Raw genomic sequence first — 16,044 nt, 5'->3', positions numbered from 1 at the left:
TAACTCGAGGGAGCAGAAGATGACATTAATGAGTTTCGTCCTGTTGGCCCAAGCGGCGGCAGGCACAAATAACACCAATCAATATTCATGTGGGAGCAATCGTTAGTGATGCATTCCACATCGAGCCTTGCGCCCTTAGCGCCCGCTGCGACTTCCGCCAATATGGCACTTAAGGTCAGCCAATTGAGCTGGGCGATAGAGGGAAAAACCATTCTCTCGGAGATAAGCTTTGCCCTGCCGAAGGGGGAAATGCTCGGGCTGATTGGCCCCAATGGCGCGGGTAAATCTAGTTTGTTGCGCTGTTTATACCGCTTTATTCGCCCTGCTAAAGGGCATATCAGCCTGTTTTCGCAGGATATTAGCGAGCTGTCGCCCAAGGCGTTTGCCTGTAAAGTCGCTGTGGTGCAGCAGGATACGCCGCAATATTTCGATATGACCACAGAGCAATTGGTTGCCATGGGACTCACGCCCCACAAGGGCATGTTTGATAGCCATTCCAGCGAAGACAGTGACAAGATTGCCAAGGCGCTGGAAAAGGTCGGTCTGAGCCATAAAGTGCATCAGCAATACGATCGATTATCGGGTGGTGAGAAGCAGCGCGCCCTAATCGCCCGCGCCATAGTGCAGCAGCCGCAGTTATTGATTTTAGATGAGCCGACAAACCACCTCGATATCCGCTATCAAATTCAAATCTTAGAGCTAGTGCGAAGCCTTGGGATCAGTGTCATCGCCTCGATTCATGACCTGAATTTAGCCAGCGCTCTGTGCGACCACTTATTGCTACTGGATAAAGGGCTGGTGAGTGCCATGGGCACGCCGGCTCAGGTGTTAACCGAAGAACGTATTGCCGAAGTGTTTGGGGTATGCGCCCAAGTGACGCCCCATCCACAGCATGGTAACCCCTTGATTAATTACTTTTATGGCTATCAAAAGCCTAAGAGCGATACTGCGGACGCGGCGAGTGACACCCACCCAGTTTCGGCTCAAGCGTTACCTCCTGTGGCCTGCGCCTGTCATACCTCCGGGGCGCCAACTGCGGCCTTGCACAAGCATAGCGTTGAACCCACGCCATGATAGACACACTCAAATTGGTGACCATGAATTTTTTTAGCCATATTTTTACGCCGCTCACCCGCCAGCAATGGCTGATTTTAGGCTTGGCGGGCTTTGCCCTGCTCACCCCCATCGCTGCCGCGAGTTTTGGCGCGGCAAACATTAGCTTTTTAGATGTGCTGCATGTGTTTATCAATAAACTCAGTCAGTTGTTTATGACTGATGAGGCCGTAAGCACCAGCAGCATGACAGAGCGGATTGTGATGGAGCTGCGACTGCCACGGATTTTACTCGCCTTTGTGGCGGGGGCTGGGCTGTCCTTGGCGGGGAGTGTGCTACAAACCGTGACCCGTAACCCCCTTGCCGATCCTTATTTGTTCGGCATTAGCTCCGGTGCTTCGTTTGGTGCCGTGGTCATGTTGACGCTGTTCACAGGTTCTGGCCTGTTTGGCAATGCGGGCGCGATAGCCAATTCGGGGATTTTTAGCGGAGCGGGGGGCTTTGCGGGACTCTTGTGGTTTAGTTTGCCCTTCGGCGCCTTTATTGGGGCCAGTCTGTCGGTGTTAATCGTGCTGGCGTTAGCAGGGTTAGGCCTTAAGAGCCAGGTAGAGCGCATGTTGCTCTCTGGCGTGGCAACCTCCTTTATGTTTGGCGCGTTAACCAGTTTACTGCTGTACTTTGCCAGCCCGCAGGCCACCGCATCGGTATTGTTTTGGAGCCTTGGCAGTTTTGCTAAGGCCAGTTGGTCGCTGTTGGTGCTGCCGTCCTTAGTGGTGCTGGTGAGCTTTTTGATTATTCTCGGTTGGAAGCGCCAAATCATGGCGTTGCAAGCGGGGGATGAAACGGCCCACACCTTAGGGGTGAATGTGCCTAAGCTGCGCCTCAATATGCTGCTGCTCTGCTCGCTTATCACCGCCATTTTAGTGGCGACCTGTGGCGGCATTGGCTTTGTCGGCTTGATGATCCCGCACACAGTACGTTTGTTATTCCCCGGTCGTCAGCCCATTTTATTGACGGCGCTGGTGGGCGGCCTGTTTATGGTGTGGATTGATGTGCTCGCCCGATGTTTGCTTGGCAATCAGGAATTACCCGTAGGGATTATCACCGCCGCGATTGGTAGCTTCTTCTTTTTGCTGATTTTGCGTCGGCGCAAGCTATCTAATTAGTTGTTTGCACGCTGATTTTGATAAGCAATTGTTCGATAAGTGATTGTTGAAAGAGAAATTGCCCAACTCGGATGAGCCAAATTCGTACTTAGTGCGTATAGCAAATCGCTGCCGAATGCGTCGTAGTGGTTGTTCTAGAATTGTAGTTGCGGACGCATCGTTGCGAACAAATCGTTGTGAACGAATCGTTGTGAAAGAATAGTCGTGAGCGTATTAGCCAATAAGTTATGAGTAGCGGCTCCACATGGGAGCCTAAATTGCCACTGGAGCGTGAATGTCTCAATCTACCCTGTTATTTCAAATCGAGCCTGCGAGTCGAGCGCAGGATCAGTTTATTCAACAAAAGATCGATCTGAAGACTAAGCCGCCGGGCGCTCTGGGGTTGTTAGAACCCTTGGCGCTGCAAATTGCCCGCATCCAAGGGCCGCAGCAATTACAGATAGTTAACCCAACCATGTTGGTGTTTGCTGGGGATCATGGGATTGCCGCCGAAGGCGTGTCGATAGCCCCGAGCGAAGTCACGCGGCAAATGGTGCAAAATTTTGCCCATGGCGGCGCGGCTATCAATGTGTTTTGTCGCCAATTAGGCTTCAATCTCGAGGTGATTGATTGCGGTATTTTAACCCCAGTTGAGGGTATCGAAGGCATTATCGACCAACGCCTTGGCGCCGGCACTGGCGCAATTCACTTAGAGCCAGCGATGAGTTTAGCCTGTGTGGACAAGGGCTTTGCCATGGCGCAGGCGTTAATCGAGCGCCACCATCAAGCGGGTTGTAACTTGGTCGCCTTTGGCGAGATGGGCATAGGCAACACCTCTTCCGCTGCGGCGATTATGGCGGCCATCATGCAACTCGATGTGGCCGACTGTGTTGGCCGTGGCACGGGGATCAGTAGCGAAACCTTAGAGCGTAAACAGATGCTTATCGAACTCGCACTGTTGTTACATCAGAGTGCGATGACAGGGCCAAAGCAAGTGCTGGCCTGTTTGGGCGGCTTTGAAATTGTGCAAATGACGGGGGCTATGCTCGCCGCCGCCGAGCGCAAGATGCTGGTCGTGGTGGATGGTTTTATTGCAACCGCGGCGGCGTTGGTTGCCGTGACTATCAATGCCCATGTGCGGGATTATTTGATTTTTGCCCACCGTTCCGAGGAGCAAGGTCATCAGCGGATGTTGGAACATTTAAAGGCTAAACCTTTGTTATCTTTAGGGCTGAGATTAGGCGAAGGCACGGGCGCTGCCTTGGCATTGCCGTTAATTCAAGCCGCAGTAAATTTTTACAATCAAATGGCGAGTTTTAGTGATGCCGGGATTGAGGCTGTTGTATGATGTGCCCTGCTAAGTGTCTTATTTAAAATAATAACTTTTAGCTAACCGTTTTAATCTTAAACCTTGCAGCAAGTGTTAATTCACTAAGGATGCTTTATGTCAGAACGCGAAAGCTGGCACAAAGAGATAGATTTGTTTTTAGTGGCTATGGGCTATTTTACCCGCATTCCTATGCCCAAATGGGTTGAGGTCGATGCCGACAAGCTCAATAAAGCCAGCCGTTACTTTGGGTTAGTGGGCTTGCTGGTGGGGCTACTCAGTGCCATCGTGTTTTGGCTTACCCAAAACTGGTTGCCCGCTGGCGTGTCCGTACTGCTGTCGATGGTCACAGGCGTGCTGCTCACGGGTGGTTTTCACGAGGACGGTTTAGCCGATACCTTCGATGGTTTCGGTGGCGGTTGGACGGCGGAAGACAAGCTGCGGATCATGAAAGACTCTCGCCTAGGCAGCTACGGCGCCTTGGCTTTGATGCTCGTGCTGATGCTTAAGTGGCAATTATTAGTGGAACTCGCGCTTTATGATCCTGTGGTTGCTGGCTCGGCGATGATAGTCGCCCACACTGTGAGCCGCGTCGTTGCCGCCAGCCTTATCTTTACCGAGAAATACGTGCGCGACGATGAATCCAGTAAATCCAAGCCGTTAGCGCAGCATCAAGGTATTAATGAACTGTTTATTTTGATCGCCAGCGGTGTGTTAGTGCTGTTGGTGCTTAAGGGCATTGCCGCGTTGTCGTTGTTACTGGTGATGATAGGCCTACGCCGTTTGATTGTAGTGATCTTTAGACGCCAAATCGGTGGCTACACGGGTGATACCTTAGGCGCGGCGCAGCAGATCTGCGAAATCGTCTGTTACTTCGTGCTGCTCGTTGTGGGTAGCATACTGTGATCCATTTAGTGCTAGGCGGCGCGCGTAGCGGTAAGAGCCGCTACGGCGAAGCCTTAGTGCGCCAGTATACCGCCCTCGGATTCGATGCCTGCTATCTAGCGACTGCACAGGCGCTCGATGCCGAAATGAGCAGTCGCATTCGTTTACATCAGGATGGACGTGCCAAGGATGATATCGACTGGCAACTCGTCGAAGAACCCTTGGCATTAACCGCCAAGCTCGAACACTTAGCCAAACCCGGCCGTGTGATTCTGGTGGATTGTTTAACGCTTTGGCTAACCAATCAACTACTTGCACAAAGCCCCGAGGCCGAGCCCGCTTCAACGGAATCGGACTTTGCCTTGGATTTTGCCCGCTCTCGCCATGAGCCTTTAGAGCACTGGCGGCAGCAACGCGCCGATTTTATCCAGGCCTTAAGCACTCTTGAAGGCGTGGTGATTTTAATCAGCAATGAGGTCGGCTCTGGCATTGTGCCCTTGGGCGAATTGAGTCGTCAGTTTGTCGATGAAGCGGGTTGGTTAAATCAGGCCGTTGCCGAGGTGGCGGATAATGTGACCTTAGTGGTGGCGGGTCTGCCACTGGTGCTTAAATCCAGCTAAGACAAACTGTTATCGACGCATTCTTAGTGAGGGAGCGAACCGTTTCCCCGTTAGTTTATTTTCCTCTGTTGAGTGATGTTCTTGCCCATGAATTCAAATAACGCCTCCAACTCCACTTCGGCCTTGTCGCAAGACCAGTTTCAAGGTGTTGCAAGCCAAAGCGAAGCTCAGCATTCTGGCGCAAAAGTGCTTATGGTGCAGGGGACAACCTCGGATGCGGGCAAAAGTACGCTGGTGGCGGGAATATGTCGATTGCTCGCCCGTGATGGCGTTAAGGTCGCGCCTTTTAAGCCGCAGAATATGGCGCTCAATAGTGCCGTCACTATTGATGGCGGCGAGATTGGCCGCGCGCAGGCGCTGCAAGCCGCAGCTTGTTTTCTCGCGCCGCACACGGATTTTAATCCCATCCTGCTTAAGCCAAGTTCGGACACGGGCGCGCAGATCATCGTCCACGGCAAAGCCTTAACAACCCTAGAGGCCTCGGCCTTTTTCGGGGAAAAGTCTAAGGATTATAAAGCCATGGCGCTAAATGCCGTGCTGGAATCCTTTGCGCGTTTAGGTCAGCAATACCAAACGATTGTGGTTGAAGGGGCAGGAAGCCCTGCGGAAATCAATCTGCGTGAAGGAGATATCGCCAATATGGGCTTTGCCGAGGCGGTCGACTGCCCAGTGATCATCATTGCCGACATAGATAAAGGCGGGGTGTTTGCCCATTTGGTTGGCACCTTAGCGCTGCTGTCGCCCTCCGAGCAGGCTAGGGTAAAAGGCTTTGTGATCAATCGCTTTCGTGGCGATATTAGCCTGTTGCAGTCTGGCCTCGATTGGCTCGAGGCCCATACGCAAAAGCCTGTGTTGGGGGTGTTGCCCTATTTGCATGATTTGCATTTAGACGCCGAGGATGCACTTATCGAGTCGCCGACTAAGCAGGCCAAAAGCCGTTTTAAGGTGCGGGTATTAGTGTATCCCCGCACCAGTAATCACACGGATTTTGACCCACTTAGGCTGCACCCCGATATCGATTTTGATTATGTGTCGCTCCAGACTCAGGCTTTGGCACAGACTCCGGAGATTGCCGCCGATCTGCTGATTTTACCCGGCAGTAAGAATGTTCGAGCGGACTTGGCTTTTTTGCGTGAGCAAGGTTGGGATAAGCAGATTGCCAAGCATCTACGCTACGGCGGTAAGCTGCTGGGGATCTGCGGCGGCTATCAAATGTTGGGCGAACGCATTGCCGATCCCATGGGGATCGAAGACAGGCTCGGCGTGAGCCTAGGGCTCGGATATTTACCCATTACCACCGAATTTAAGGCTGAAAAACAGTTACGTAGGGTCACAGGCCATTTAGCGCTGCAAGGGCAACAAGTAGAGGTGAAGGGCTATGAGATCCACTGCGGTGAGTCCGAATATCTCACGTCCAGTGATGCCGCCAAGAGTGCGCCATTACGCTTGAAAAGTGAGAGTGCTTGCGATCAACAGGCAGAAAAGTCTTTTGCCGATGGCTGTTTAAGTGACGACGGGCAAGTGCTCGGCAGCTATTTACATGGACTATTCGACTGCCCAGAGGCCTGCCAGCTCGTCCTTAACTGGGCTGGGTTGGAAAATGCTCAAGCGATTGATATCAATGATATTCGCGAACAACAGTTGGATCGCTTGGCCGACGTATTAGCCGAGCACCTCGATATGCAAAAGCTCGCATCCATTATAAATGCATAAGTGTTAGCAGTAGGAAGAACAAAAGATCATGACAGTAGAGAACGAAAAACAGCTCGACAACGAGCAAGCGCAAATCAAAGCCGAACGCCATAAGGCGCGTCAGCAAAAAGTGAAGGCGGGTGTGGACGCTAAAATTGCCGCCGCCCAAGAAGAAAAAGGCATTCTGCTGGTGCTCACAGGCAATGGCAAAGGCAAGTCGACCTCAGGTTTTGGCACGGTTGCCCGCGCGGTCGGGCATGGCAAAAAAGCCGCGGTAGTGCAATTCATCAAGGGCACATGGGAGTGCGGCGAGCGTAATTTGCTTGAAGGTGCGGGCGTGGCCTTTCATGTGATGGGCACTGGATTTACCTGGGAAACCCAAGACAGAGAAAAGGACACAGCCGCCGCCCTCGTGGCGTGGGAAGCCGCCGAAGCCTTGCTCCAAGACGAGAGTATTGATTGCCTGATGCTCGATGAACTGACCTATATGGTGAGTTACCATTACCTCGATGTGGAGCGGGTGCTCACGGCGCTGAAAAACCGTCCGCCGATGCAGCATGTGATTATCACTGGCCGTGCTTGCCACCGCGCGATTATCGAACTGGCGGATACGGTCAGCGAAGTGCAGCCGATTAAACATGCCTTCGAAGCGGGCATTAAAGCGCAGCCGGGATTCGACTATTAAGCAGCGCGGCTAAGGCAGATGGGTTACACCGCGAGCCGCCCTTTAAACCCAATTAGGGCTGTTGTTCCTCGGTAAAATCCGTTAGCGTCTCTATCGTTAGCGTTTTTATCGATAGCGTGAGTAGCATGGGTAACTCAAGGATGATGCGATGAATAAACGTATTGTGATTTGTGCCGACGGTACTTGGAATCGGCCAGAAAAAGACCTTAAGGTGGATTTTCCCACCAATGTGCTGCGTCTGGCGCGGGCCATCAGCCCGATGGCGGCCGATGGAAAACCCCAGCAGGTGTTTTACGACTGGGGCGTTGGTTCTTACTACGATCAAGCCATCGGCGGCGCGACGGGGCGTGGGCTGCACAAAAACATTATGGATGGTTACCGCTACATAGTACAGAACTACTCCCCCGGTGATGAGATCTATCTCTTTGGCTTTAGCCGAGGCGCTTACACAGTGCGCTGTTTATGTGGCCTTATCAATAACTGCGGCATCCTCAAGCGCCCCGATGCGAGGCTGATTCAACAAGCCTTTGACCACTATAAAAAAAGCAGCGCCCCCTTTGCCCCAAGCGGCGATAAATCCGTTGAATTTAGACAAAAGCATAGCCACGAATCGCGGGAGATTAAGTTTGTCGGCGTGTGGGATACGGTGGGCGCCATGGGGATCCCGATTTCGTTCCTCGGCTTATTCGAAGATAAAGACGAGTTTTACGACACTAAGATTGGCCGTAATGTGCGGGTTGCCCGCCATGCTTTAGCAATAGACGAACACCGCAGCGACTTCGAACCTACGATTTGGCAACTGCGCGACAATATGGATATGCAGCAGGTCTGGTTTACCGGTGCCCATAGCAATATTGGTGGCAGTTATCTGCCGGATAAGGATGGCTCGCTATTGTCGGATAATGCGCTCGCGTGGATGATGGCCGAGGCAGAGCGGTTTAATTTGAGCATAGAGCCGCACCTTGCGGCGAGTTTACACCCCAATCCTTTGGCAACCTTACACGACTCGCGCCGCAGTTTTTACCGAATTAAGCAATCCTATTTGCGCCCAATCGACCCTAACGTCGCGCCCGTGTTGCTGCATCGCTCGGTGAAAACGCGCTGGGATCGAGACCCTAAATATCGGCCTAAGAATCTGCAGACCTACCTTGAGCAGTACGGCTGGCCAGAAGAATTCATCGATTAAATCATAAGGAATATCATGTTAATGCGACGCTTTATTGCCCTCGGCCTGAGCTTTGCGCTGTTACCCGCAGTGGCGATGGCCGAGCCTGCAAAACGTATTATTGCGCTTTCGCCCCATGCGGTTGAAATGCTCTACGCCATCGGCGCAGGGGAGTCGATTGTGGCCGCGACAGATTATGCGGATTATCCCGAAGCGGCAAAAAAAATCCCCAGTATCGGTGGATATTATGGGATCCAGATTGAGCGGGTATTAGAGCTTAATCCCGATCTGATTGTGGTGTGGGACACGGGCAATAAAGCCGAGGATATCAATCAACTCAAAAACTTAGGTTTTAAACTCTATAGCAGCTCCCCAAAGACGCTTGAGGATGTCGCCAAAGAAATTGAGGAGTTAGGTGAGCTGACAGGGCACACAGAGCAGGCGAGTCGAGTGGCGGCGGATTATCGCAGTGAGCTGCTGCGATTACGTAGCGAGAATGCGGCTAAATCCGAGCCAAAGGTGTTTTATCAGCTGTGGTCGACGCCGTTAATGACGGTCGCGAAAAACAGTTGGATCCAGCAGATTATCGGTGTTTGCCATGGCAAAAACGTTTTCTACGATGCGGCGAGTTATTACCCACAGGTGAGTTTAGAGAACGTATTACTGACCTTGCCCGAGGTGATTTTACAGAGCGAAGAGGAGGGTAATGTCAAAGGGGTTGATTGGAGCCAATGGGCCGAAATCCCCGCGGTTAAAAACCAGCATATTTATCAATTAAATGCCGACTTATTGCACCGCGCGACGCCCAGAGCGTTACTCGGAGTAAAAGCCGTATGTGATGCCTTGGATAAAGCACGTTAACTAAAGCGTGTTACTAAAGTGCGTTAATAGTCTATTGCAGCAGGGAATGCGCGTAAGAGGAGGGGATAAAGATGTCGACACCAATCAATGTTAGTGTAGATATCTGTTCAGGCGCCAATTCAGAAATCAGTAATAAGGGCACACTTGTGCTGCTGTGCGGCAAGATGGGCGCGGGTAAATCGACCTTGGCTCGTGAACTGGCCAAGGGTGAACGCTGCGTGCTCATCAGTGAAGATGAATGGCTATCGACTTTATATCCTAATGAAATTAAAGACTTTGATGCCTATATTCATTACGCCGCTCGCCTAAAGCCGCTACTGAAGCGCCATATTGAGGCACTGCTGCAGGCCGGATTAACTGTGGTCATGGATTTTCCTGCCAATACCCTCAATCAAAGGCGATGGTTACTGGGCTTGAGTCTCGATACGGGGGCGGCCCATCGTCTGATTTACCTAAAGCACAGCGATGAGTTATGTCTGAATCGCCTTGCCCTGCGCCGCCAAGCAGAGCCAGAACGCGCCCAGTTCGATACCGAAGCCGTGTACTGGCATGTGAGCAGTTTCTTTCAAGCGCCCACGGAAGAAGAGGGCCTTAATATTGAAATCCTTGAGTCATCAGACTGTTGAGTAATGAACTATGTATCAAGTGATAGAGCAAGTGGCGTCGGTTGACGATTTTATCCGTTTACGGCAGATTTCGGGCCTAAGTCCTCGACCCTTGGCGGGCGTCGTTAAGGCGCTGCCAAATAGCTTATACGGCGTGCAAATTAACTGTGGAACCCAAACCGTGGGTATGGGGCGGGTTGTGGGGGATAGGGCGATTAACTTTGAGATCGTCGATGTGGCTGTGGATCCTGAGCATCAAGGCAAGGGGCTTGGCCGATTGATTATGCAGCATATTATGGCCTACCTAGACCGTGAGGCTTTTACGGGGGCTTATATCACCTTAATGGCCGATGTGCCTGAACTCTATGAAAAATTTGGTTTTAAATTCAGTCGTCCCGCCAGCGAAGGCATGTATCTGGTGAAATAGGTGCAGGCCTGCATACACAACAAAAACAATAGGATCCCTTAAAGATGAACACGTTACTGATTTGCTTATTTATCGCTATGTTATTGCCTTACTTAGCTAAAGGCCCAGTCGCATGGGCAATGGCCAAAGCCGGCGGTTATGATAATCATCATCCGCGAACTCAACAGGCGCAATTAACCGGATTTGGTGCGCGGGCACTCGCTGGGCATCAAAACGCCTTCGAATCCCTACTGATTTTTGGTTTAGCCGTAGTGACGGTTATCGCCACGGGCAAAGTCACTGCGACTGCTGAGTGGTTGGCGGTTGTGCATATTGTCGCGCGGGTGGCGTATCATATCTTGTATCTACTGAATAAAGGCACATTACGTTCACTGTCTTGGTTTGTGGCGATTTTCAGCGCCTTTGGGGTCTTCTTCCAAGCGTTTTAACGGCCAGGTGTGAGTTTATAGTGATGTGAGTCTCTAAGATCGACGGAGTTGAGATGAGAGTGGTGGATACTGAGAATCGAGCCTGGTTTTTGTTTGAATATGAGGGCGAACTTTATCTGGATGCCAACTGCAGTATGAGTGCATTTGGTTATCACTACTTGATCCCATTAAATGAACAGGAATCTGCGCGCTATCGTGAGATGGGGCGAGAATACTTAACGCAACTCGCCTACGACATTCATTATTCGGTGCCTATAGCTGAAAACAGCCGCTCAATTTATCGAGGCAGAGATAAATCCAGAGAGTTTGAACCCTTATCTCGTCGAGCTATTCAGTTATGGCGAGAAAGGGTTTCTCCAACAACTTAATACAGCACTCTAGCTTAGGCTTGCTGTGTCAAAAATCACAATTGATGAATTTATCGTCGACTTTCTGACATTAGTTAAGCAGTACATGATTTATTGTCACTTAAAAAACTATGTCAAATAATCGCTCATTTTTAATGGTTAATCGCCAATTTTGACGGCTAGAAGCTGACTTTGGTCTAAAATAGCTAAATTGATGTAATTAAAGGTTTTTGTGTTTTTGTATCCTATTGAATAATGGTGGTAATTTGACAATTTTAAGCCATTAAATTGACAGTTTTCTTTATGAAAAACCTCAGTTATATTGCAGTTGTTGATACAATTGTTGAGGTTTAAAAACCATGTTACGTCTAATGACCTATGGCATTATCGCCTTTGCATCTTGGTTTATTTATCAGGATGTTTCCGACCATTTTGGGATGGAGACCTTTGATAAGGTCTTGGTGGAGAATGTGCAACATAAGGTTGAGGCTCGAAAGGCAAAAGCAGCGGCGGAGCAATACGCACAGCAGCTTAAGCGTCAGGCCGCAGCCGACTGCCAAACGACAAACGCATGCACTCAATAACGGCGATGTATCATCTTTGTTCTTGCTGCGCATAAGTAAGAAGCTGTTCGCCACAGTGTCATAGTAGAGGGGCAAATAATCCTATTTGCCCCTCTTGGGCTTATGAGCCTTTATTTACTGAGTTTCTTTTGCAAAAACCAACCAACAATCCTCTTGATTAATCACGGTTTCTGGTTTTTACTTCCTTATTTTCCGTAAACGTTGGCACAGCCTTGAATCGATAGTAATCAAAGCGATGAAACCAAACGATCTGCGAGCTTAGTTTGCGAAAATGGTATATCTCAAATGAGTTGTAAGGGCTAACAGTAAACAGAGTGGGTTTTTAGCTATGGGGTAGAAGCCAATACCCAAATCCGCTAGATTTAGCTGCTCGTTTGGTTAAGCTTGTGCAGGTTTTATATTTAAGGATGAAGATGAGAACGCTACAGCTTTTTGGATTTATGCTGACTGTTGCAGGGATGATTCTCGCGAGTGTTATGTTCGCGCCTGTAGATAGGGAAACCTCGGGGGCATCCGCTGGTGCGAGCGGTTTAGGATTCCTATTTATGGTATTACCTATGCTGGGCTGCTCGGCATTGATGTTGGTACCTTCTTCAATGGCATTGTTTTACAACAATGTTAGAAGACACACTCATTTCACTGGCTATTTTTGGTTAAATCTCTGGAAAGTGAATCTAGTGATTTCCCTTGGATATATTGCTCTGGTGTTTTATCTAGTTTTTGTATTGCTAAAGGTTAGCGGTGGTCATTAGAAAGTCATAATAAACACGCCCCAAACACCTTTTTCATGGGGCGTATCATCACTGACTACTTTTGTGTGGCGCGGTAGTGGTCGAAGTTTTCGATATAGTCTTCGAGATTGGCGTCAATCATCTCTTTGTAGCGTTCGATATAGTAATCCATCATTTCCTGTTTTTTGGCCTGCATTTGTTCTTTGGATTCAAAGCTGGTGGAACCAAACCAAGCGTTGTAGCGGGCGACGGCCCACATAAAGGAAGCGCTGACCTCACCGGTTTGGATCTCGGTGTTTTGGTTTTGCTGGTTCGCGAGCTTAATCATCTCGGTGGCACGTTCGTAAAAGGCTTGTTGGTTATCAGACATCAGCAATTCCTATTGTTGGGCAAAGTAAAGGGGGCGTTGAGTGCATCGCCCTTTAATAACCCTAAGGTATTTTGTGGTTGAGGGACAGTCGTGCGCTTCACAGAATCCGTTGATATCACACCAAAAGGAGGCGCCGAAATGAAATATGGGATAGGCGTAACATTTTTCACAGCTTTAGCGAGCGTCTTTGCCGCAGATGCTTGTTGTTACGCCAGTCAGCTTGATATGACCATTTAGCGCGCGCCCTAGTTAGCGGCAAAGCTCCACATCGCTTGGATAAGGCCATTAGAGACTTCAAAGACCACCATGACTTCAAAGGGCTCCTCGCGGATGCCGCTGATCCGTTCGTGATCGACTACTTTATTGCCAACCACCATACGGTTGAGGATCTCGGCGTGCAGATGCGGCAAGTTAAAGCGTTCATTCTGATAGAAATCACTAAAGGCAGCCTTGCCTCGGATCACGGGCTCTGTGGCGGGTGGGCGGTAAATACAAACATCGTCGCTAAAGAGCGCGACAAAGCTTGCAAGATCGTGTTGGTTATAGGCGACTAACTGGGCTTGCACTAAGGCTTCGGCTGTTTGTTCTGCTATCTGGGGCATTTGCTGGCTCAAGCTATCTTCCTTCAAAATAGGGGCTGAATCTGACAAGAGACGTTGCCCGTCAAGGTTAACGAGAAAGGGCTTTCTAACGCAAAATGTCGTTATCTCAGCCTGCTTTCCCGCCATCGCGATTAATGATGAATTTATATTAAATTTTATTATTCCAATAGCTTAAGCTGCGTTTGCCCCCAAGGTGTGGCAAAGGGCATGGCTTCTTGTGGGGTTAAGGTAAACTCCTGTTCACAACCATCGCCACGGGGCATTTCCCAAAACTTAATCCCATTCGCCTCGAGGGTGAGTTGAAAATACCCAGAGCCGTCGGCACTTGGGCATTCAGCAGCTGGGACTGCATTGGCAAACAGCTTTTCCTTAAGTGCAGGTGGGAGCTGATAACTCATGCTTTCTGGCAAGGTTTGTGTTGGCTTATCGGCGATAAACCACTGCCACGGATGGAAGGGTTTACCATCGGCGAGGGAGAAGCTAACAAACTCTTGGCTGATCCCATTGGCGCCAAAACCCGCCGCCCAGCGATATAAGCGCACGCTGAGCCAATGCTGATTGAGGAAAATCGGTTCTGCATAGGTTTCATCGGCCACAAAATGGCCCATTTGCGACAACATTCTGCGGCGCGTGTCAAAGGTTTGTGCTAGCTGAGTATCATCGGTGAGCTTTTTCTCAAGCCACTGATTAATGGCGGGAATGCCTTTTTGTGGGCCGTTAAATTCGATGCCGACTTCTGTGCCATAGGTCAGTGGACGGTATTCAATGGTTTGAAAAGCTTGCCATTTTCCACGGCTCAGTGAAGGCTTGGTTTCAAGCAGCAAATTGTAGGCATCGGCGCTGCAGTCATCCTGATTATCGGGGCTGAGTTGGCGCTCAAGCTTTATGGGTAAGGATTTGCCTGAATTGTCTTTAAACCAATGGCCGTTGAGTTGCTGCGCCGTCGCGCTATCGAACTGCCAGTTTCCAGTATTGTTTTCTTCTTTCCAAATACCGTTTTGCAGATCGAGCTGTATTGGGGTTAGGTAGCGTTGATAGTAATAACTGCCGCTGCCGTATTGGTTAAAGCAGACTCTAATACTGCTTTTACCCAGCGTGCCCTGCCAAATCCCTGAGAGTTCATCGGCGGCAAGAGTGCTAAAAGGTAGCGTAGTGGCAAGCAATAGGCTTGAGGACAACAGCGTTAGTAACTTCCGTGTATTCATGTTTTTCTCTTAAAAGATAATCGCTTATGGAGTTATTTACTGGTTATAAAAAAGTCGCCTTAAGGCGACTCTTAACGGTGTCGAGCTTGATAAACAGCAGGCTAACCGTTTATCGCCTCAAAAGGCCTGTTTATTCGACCTGCCAATCGATTTGTTCGCCGGCGCGAATTGGCACAACGTTGTTGTCGCCAAGTGGGTAACTGACGGGCACATCCCAAGATTTTTTCACTAGGGTGATGGTATCGCTGTTGCGGGGCAGATTGTAAAAATCTGGGCCGTTGAAGCTGGCAAAGGCTTCTAATTTATCCAGCGCATTGACCGATTCAAAGGCTTCGGCGTACAGCTCAATGGCCGCATGGGCAGTATAAGAACCCGCGCAGCCACAGGCGGCTTCTTTACGATCTTTAGCGTGTGGCGCAGAGTCGGTACCGAGGAAGAACTTCTTATTGCCACTGGCCGCGGCGCCTAACAGCGCTTGCTGGTGGGTATTGCGCTTTAAAATCGGCAGGCAATAGAAATGCGGACGAATACCGCCAGCCAACATGTGGTTGCGGTTATAGAGCAAGTGGTGCGCGGTGATCGTGGCAGCAACGTTGTCAGATGCTTGAGTCACGAAATCGACCGCATCCTTAGTGGTGATATGCTCGAGAACGATTTTAAGCTTAGGGAAATCGGCCACGATCTTGCTGAGGATATTCTCAATAAATACGCGCTCACGGTCGAAAATATCAATCGATGAATCAGTCACTTCACCATGCACTAGGAACAACATGCCCACTTCCTGCATCGCTTCGAGGGCGGGGTAGATGTTCTTCAAATCGGTCACGCCAGAATCCGAGTTGGTGGTCGCGCCTGCTGGATAGAGTTTAGCGGCAACGATTTTGCCCGAGGCTTTGGCTTTACGGATTTCTTCTGGGCTGGTTTTGTCGGTGAGGTACAACACCATTAAGGGTTCAAATTGCGAGCCTGCTGGCACTTGCGCCTTGATACGATCGTAATAAGCCAAGGCGGTTTCGGTATCGATAGCGGGAGGAACCAGATTAGGCATCACGATAGCGCGGCCCATATAGCGGCTGATATCGCGAACCGTGTCTTTTAATTGTGCGCCGTCTCTTAGGTGAATGTGCCAGTCGTCAGGACGAGTAATAGTGAGTGTTGTCATAGGGCGATTCATCTTGTTGAATGTTTCTGCTGCGAGGGTGGCAGGATCTTATGTGGCAAGGATTTAGCTGTAAAGGGAAACTCAGCCATTTCACCAATAAAAGTGTTAACGCATGTTGAGTGTCCGCACTCCGTCTTACTCCTATGTTCA

19 protein-coding genes are annotated in these 16,044 nt (G+C 50.0%); 15 read left to right on the top strand and 4 right to left on the bottom strand.

What is annotated here, in order from left to right; all coding sequences use genetic code 11:
- Nucleotides 1-108 precede the first annotated feature (108 nt).
- The 15 genes from N5E87_RS16680 (at nucleotide 109) to N5E87_RS16610 (ending at nucleotide 12,576) form a co-directional block, all read left to right on the top strand.
- A complete protein-coding gene (locus N5E87_RS16680; RefSeq protein WP_279775856.1) occupies nucleotides 109-1,074 on the top strand; it encodes an ABC transporter ATP-binding protein in 966 nt (321 codons plus the stop codon).
- On the top strand, nucleotides 1,071-2,219 hold the full coding sequence (locus N5E87_RS16675; RefSeq protein WP_279775447.1) for an iron ABC transporter permease: 1,149 nt from the start codon (nucleotides 1,071-1,073) through the stop codon (nucleotides 2,217-2,219). The genes N5E87_RS16680 and N5E87_RS16675 overlap by 4 nt, the downstream gene beginning before the upstream one ends.
- 274 nt (nucleotides 2,220-2,493) lie before the next feature.
- Nucleotides 2,494-3,546, top strand: coding sequence for a nicotinate-nucleotide--dimethylbenzimidazole phosphoribosyltransferase (gene cobT, locus N5E87_RS16670; RefSeq protein ID WP_279775446.1), 1,053 nt, complete (start codon nucleotides 2,494-2,496; stop codon nucleotides 3,544-3,546).
- A gap of 96 nt (nucleotides 3,547-3,642) precedes the next feature.
- Complete coding sequence (locus N5E87_RS16665; protein WP_011621638.1) at nucleotides 3,643-4,431, top strand: adenosylcobinamide-GDP ribazoletransferase; 789 nt, start codon at nucleotides 3,643-3,645, stop codon at nucleotides 4,429-4,431.
- Nucleotides 4,428-5,030: a bifunctional adenosylcobinamide kinase/adenosylcobinamide-phosphate guanylyltransferase gene (gene cobU, locus N5E87_RS16660; protein WP_279775444.1), complete on the top strand. Its 603-nt coding sequence runs from the start codon at nucleotides 4,428-4,430 to the stop codon at nucleotides 5,028-5,030. The genes N5E87_RS16665 and cobU overlap by 4 nt, the downstream gene beginning before the upstream one ends.
- A gap of 192 nt (nucleotides 5,031-5,222) precedes the next feature.
- Nucleotides 5,223-6,743: a cobyric acid synthase gene (locus N5E87_RS16655; RefSeq protein ID WP_279775855.1), complete on the top strand. Its 1,521-nt coding sequence runs from the start codon at nucleotides 5,223-5,225 to the stop codon at nucleotides 6,741-6,743.
- 28 nt (nucleotides 6,744-6,771) lie between these two features.
- Nucleotides 6,772-7,407, top strand: a complete 636-nt coding sequence (gene cobO / locus N5E87_RS16650; protein ID WP_011718082.1) for a cob(I)yrinic acid a,c-diamide adenosyltransferase — start codon at nucleotides 6,772-6,774, stop codon at nucleotides 7,405-7,407.
- 148 nt (nucleotides 7,408-7,555) lie between these two features.
- Nucleotides 7,556-8,593 (top strand): DUF2235 domain-containing protein, encoded by a 1,038-nt coding sequence (locus N5E87_RS16645; protein ID WP_279775443.1) that lies wholly within the window; start codon nucleotides 7,556-7,558, stop codon nucleotides 8,591-8,593.
- Nucleotides 8,594-8,608: 15 nt separating this feature from the next.
- A complete protein-coding gene (locus N5E87_RS16640) occupies nucleotides 8,609-9,433 on the top strand; it encodes a cobalamin-binding protein (protein WP_279775442.1) in 825 nt (274 codons plus the stop codon).
- Nucleotides 9,434-9,504: 71 nt separating this feature from the next.
- Nucleotides 9,505-10,059, top strand: a complete 555-nt coding sequence (locus N5E87_RS16635) for an ATP-binding protein (protein ID WP_279775441.1) — start codon at nucleotides 9,505-9,507, stop codon at nucleotides 10,057-10,059.
- A 10-nt stretch (nucleotides 10,060-10,069) separates the two neighbouring features.
- Nucleotides 10,070-10,465: a GNAT family N-acetyltransferase gene (locus N5E87_RS16630; RefSeq protein ID WP_279775440.1), complete on the top strand. Its 396-nt coding sequence runs from the start codon at nucleotides 10,070-10,072 to the stop codon at nucleotides 10,463-10,465.
- Nucleotides 10,466-10,509: 44 nt separating this feature from the next.
- Nucleotides 10,510-10,893, top strand: coding sequence for an MAPEG family protein (locus N5E87_RS16625; protein ID WP_279775439.1), 384 nt, complete (start codon nucleotides 10,510-10,512; stop codon nucleotides 10,891-10,893).
- Between the two features lie 53 nt (nucleotides 10,894-10,946).
- A complete protein-coding gene (locus tag N5E87_RS16620) occupies nucleotides 10,947-11,261 on the top strand; it encodes a hypothetical protein (protein ID WP_279775438.1) in 315 nt (104 codons plus the stop codon).
- 338 nt (nucleotides 11,262-11,599) lie between these two features.
- Nucleotides 11,600-11,824 (top strand): hypothetical protein, encoded by a 225-nt coding sequence (locus N5E87_RS16615; protein WP_279775437.1) that lies wholly within the window; start codon nucleotides 11,600-11,602, stop codon nucleotides 11,822-11,824.
- A gap of 413 nt (nucleotides 11,825-12,237) precedes the next feature.
- Entirely contained in the window at nucleotides 12,238-12,576 is a 339-nt protein-coding gene (locus tag N5E87_RS16610) for a carbon starvation protein CstA (protein WP_279775436.1), read from the top strand.
- Between the two features lie 55 nt (nucleotides 12,577-12,631).
- On the opposite strand, the gene N5E87_RS16605 is transcribed toward N5E87_RS16610, so the two are convergent.
- The 4 genes from N5E87_RS16605 to pyrC all read right to left on the bottom strand — a co-directional run bounded on the left by N5E87_RS16605 (nucleotide 12,632) and on the right by pyrC (nucleotide 15,894).
- Nucleotides 12,632-12,925, bottom strand: a complete 294-nt coding sequence (locus N5E87_RS16605) for a DUF3144 domain-containing protein (protein ID WP_011621652.1) — start codon at nucleotides 12,923-12,925, stop codon at nucleotides 12,632-12,634.
- Nucleotides 12,926-13,170: 245 nt separating this feature from the next.
- Complete coding sequence (locus N5E87_RS16600) at nucleotides 13,171-13,527, bottom strand: nuclear transport factor 2 family protein (protein WP_279775854.1); 357 nt, start codon at nucleotides 13,525-13,527, stop codon at nucleotides 13,171-13,173.
- 158 nt (nucleotides 13,528-13,685) lie between these two features.
- Nucleotides 13,686-14,732: a hypothetical protein gene (locus N5E87_RS16595; RefSeq protein WP_279769872.1), complete on the bottom strand. Its 1,047-nt coding sequence runs from the start codon at nucleotides 14,730-14,732 to the stop codon at nucleotides 13,686-13,688.
- Between the two features lie 130 nt (nucleotides 14,733-14,862).
- Entirely contained in the window at nucleotides 14,863-15,894 is a 1,032-nt protein-coding gene (gene pyrC, locus N5E87_RS16590) for a dihydroorotase (RefSeq protein WP_023269013.1), read from the bottom strand.
- Nucleotides 15,895-16,044 lie beyond the last annotated feature (150 nt).

Source organism: Shewanella sp. GD03713 (assembly GCF_029843705.1).
Classification (GTDB): Bacteria; Pseudomonadota; Gammaproteobacteria; order Enterobacterales; family Shewanellaceae; genus Shewanella.
Note: the sequence above shows the minus strand (reverse complement) of the source record. Positions and strands in the feature narration are given on the sequence as shown.